Source organism: Caballeronia sp. M23-90 (genome assembly GCF_053574605.1).
Genome location: NZ_JBSIPA010000674.1, coordinates 1 through 2,469, shown reverse-complemented (window position 1 = coordinate 2,469; position 2,469 = coordinate 1). Strand labels below are relative to the sequence as shown.

General features: G+C 62.9%; 2 protein-coding genes and 2 pseudogenes. All 4 read left to right on the top strand.

Going from position 1 to position 2,469, the window contains the following annotated elements; genetic code table 11:
* Positions 1-242: pseudogene (locus ACRXB1_RS34490) on the top strand (flagellar basal-body MS-ring/collar protein FliF); the annotation flags it as partial.
* Positions 232-1,227 carry a flagellar motor switch protein FliG gene (gene fliG / locus ACRXB1_RS34485; RefSeq protein WP_056356390.1) on the top strand — a complete coding sequence of 332 codons (996 nt, stop codon included), beginning with the start codon at positions 232-234 and terminating at the stop codon, positions 1,225-1,227. The pseudogene ACRXB1_RS34490 and the gene fliG, both read left to right, overlap by 11 nt.
* Positions 1,220-1,921 carry a flagellar assembly protein FliH gene (gene fliH / locus ACRXB1_RS34480; protein WP_075359344.1) on the top strand — a complete coding sequence of 234 codons (702 nt, stop codon included), beginning with the start codon at positions 1,220-1,222 and terminating at the stop codon, positions 1,919-1,921. Before fliG ends, fliH begins: the two co-directional genes overlap by 8 nt.
* Positions 1,915-2,469: pseudogene (locus ACRXB1_RS34475) on the top strand (flagellum-specific ATP synthase FliI); the annotation flags it as partial. The gene fliH and the pseudogene ACRXB1_RS34475, both read left to right, overlap by 7 nt.

Below are 2,469 nucleotides of genomic sequence, written 5' to 3'. Positions count from 1 at the left end.
TAGCAGCGACAGTTCATCCGGCGCGCCGAGCGCGGGCGGCGGATGAACTGTCGCTGCTTGATGGTCCGTCCATGCCGAAATCCGCAGTAGATGAAGACAAGGATGCCGAAGTCAGCTTGCTCGGCAACGAAAGCAACAAGGCCAAGTTCGAACGCAATCTCGACTACGCGCGGATGATCGCGCGCCAGGATCCGAGAATCGTCGCGACGGTCGTCAAGAACTGGGTGTCCGATGAACGCTGAAGGCCTCAATAAAGCCGCGCTCCTGCTGATGTCGATTGGTGAATCCGAAGCAGCGGAAGTCTTCAAGTACCTGGGACCGCGCGAAGTCCAGAAGATCGGCGCGACCATGGCGCAGTTGAAGAACGTCACGCGCGAGCAGCTCGACAACGTGATGACCGAGTTCGTGCACGAAGCCGAACAGCACACGGCGCTCTCGCTCGATTCGAGCGAATACATCCGCACGGTGCTGACCAAGGCGCTTGGCGAGAACAAGGCGGGCGCGCTGATCGACCGGATCTTGCAGGGCAGCGATACGAGCGGTATAGAAGGCTTGAAGTGGATGGATTCGGCGGCGGTCGCCGAGCTGATCAAGAACGAGCATCCGCAGATCATTGCGACGATTCTCGTGCATCTGGACCGCGATCAGGCATCCGAAATCGTGGCGCTCCTGACCGAACGCCTGCGCAACGACGTGCTGTTGCGCATTGCAACGCTCGACGGCATTCAGCCCGCCGCGCTGCGCGAACTCGACGATGTGCTCACCACCTTGCTTTCCGGCAGCGACAACCTGAAACGCGCGCCGATGGGCGGCATTCGCACGGCGGCGGAAATCCTCAACTTCATGTCGACGGCGCACGAGGAATCGGTAATCGAAAACGTCAAGGAATTCGACGCGGAACTGGCGCAGAAGATCATCGACCAGATGTTCGTGTTCGAAAACCTGATGGACCTCGAAGACCGCGCCATCCAGATGTTGCTGAAGGAAGTGGAATCGGAAACGCTGATTGTTTCGTTGAAGGGCGCGCAACCGCCGCTGCGCCAGAAGTTCCTCGCGAACATGTCGCAGCGCGCAGCCGAACTGCTCGCGGAAGACCTCGATTCGCGCGGTCCGGTGCGTTTGTCCGAAGTGGAAACGCAGCAGCGCAAGATCCTGCAGGTCGTGCGCAATCTCGCCGAAAGCGGTCAGATCCAGTTAGGCGGCAAGGCCGAGGACGCATATGTCTGACGCAGCAGAAGCCGCGAAGCAGGCTCACCCGACAGAAGCCGAAAAGAAGGCGCGCATGTCCGCGTATCAGCGCTGGGAAATGGCGTCGTTCGATCCGGTTCCCGTGGATCGCAGCGCCGCCGATCAGGCCGCGCTCGAAAAGCATCTGCGTCGTGTCCGCGACGAAGCCCACGCGCAAGGTCTGGCGCAGGGCCACGTCGCCGGCCAGGCGATGGGTTATCAGGCCGGCTACGACCAGGGTTATGCGAAGGGCGAAGAAGAAGGCCGCCTCGACGCACGGTCGGAAGCGGCGCGGCTTGCTTCGATGGCCGATGCCTTCAAGACCGCCCTGCAAGCCGCCGACGCCGTGGTCGCCGAGGCGCTCACCGCGCTGGCGCTGGATATTGCGCAACAAGTGGTGTCGCAACATTTGACGCTCGACCCGACCGCCGTGCTGGCTGTCGCACGCTCGGTGATCGCGGCCGAGCCGGCGCTTTCCGGCGCGCCGTACCTGATCGTGAATCCGGCGGATCTGCCGATTGTCGAAGCGTATTTGCTGGAAGAGTTGCAAGCGGCCGGATGGACGTTCCGCACCGATCCGGACATTGAACGCGGCGGCTGCAAGGCGCACGCGGCAAGCGGTGAAATCGATGCAACCAATGCAACGCGCTGGGAGCGCGTCGCAGCGGCGCTCGGGAGGACGCAACCGTGGTAACGCAAACGCATAACAACGCCGCAAGCGCCGCGCGCCGCGTGACGCAGGAAGGGTTGAGCGAACTCGAGCAGGAGCTTGCGCGGGCATCGTTTGGACCGCTCGCCGATCCCGACGTCACGCCCGAGCCGACGCTGGAAGACATGGCGGCGCAGACGATCGTCGAGTTGGCGGAGATGGTGAACAATCCGCATCTCGATGGATGGCGCGCCCAGCTCGAAGCCAGCAAGGCGCGCAGCCAGATATCGAAGCCGTTGCGCGCGTGCGGCCGGTTGACCCGCGCCGCGGGCCTCGTGCTGGAAGCCGTCGGATTGAAACTCGGCGTGGGATCGGAATGCATGATCGAGTTGCCGGCGGGCAGTTCCATTCCAATGGCCGAAGCCGAAGTCGTCGGGTTCTCCGGCGACAAGCTGTTCCTCATGCCGACCACCGAAGTCTCCGGCTTGCTGCCTGGAGCGCGTGTTTATCCGCTGGAAAGCGCGCCCATCAATGATCCGATGGCTGGCGCCACGCGCCTGCCTGTCGGCTGGGAAATGCTCGGCCGCGTGGTC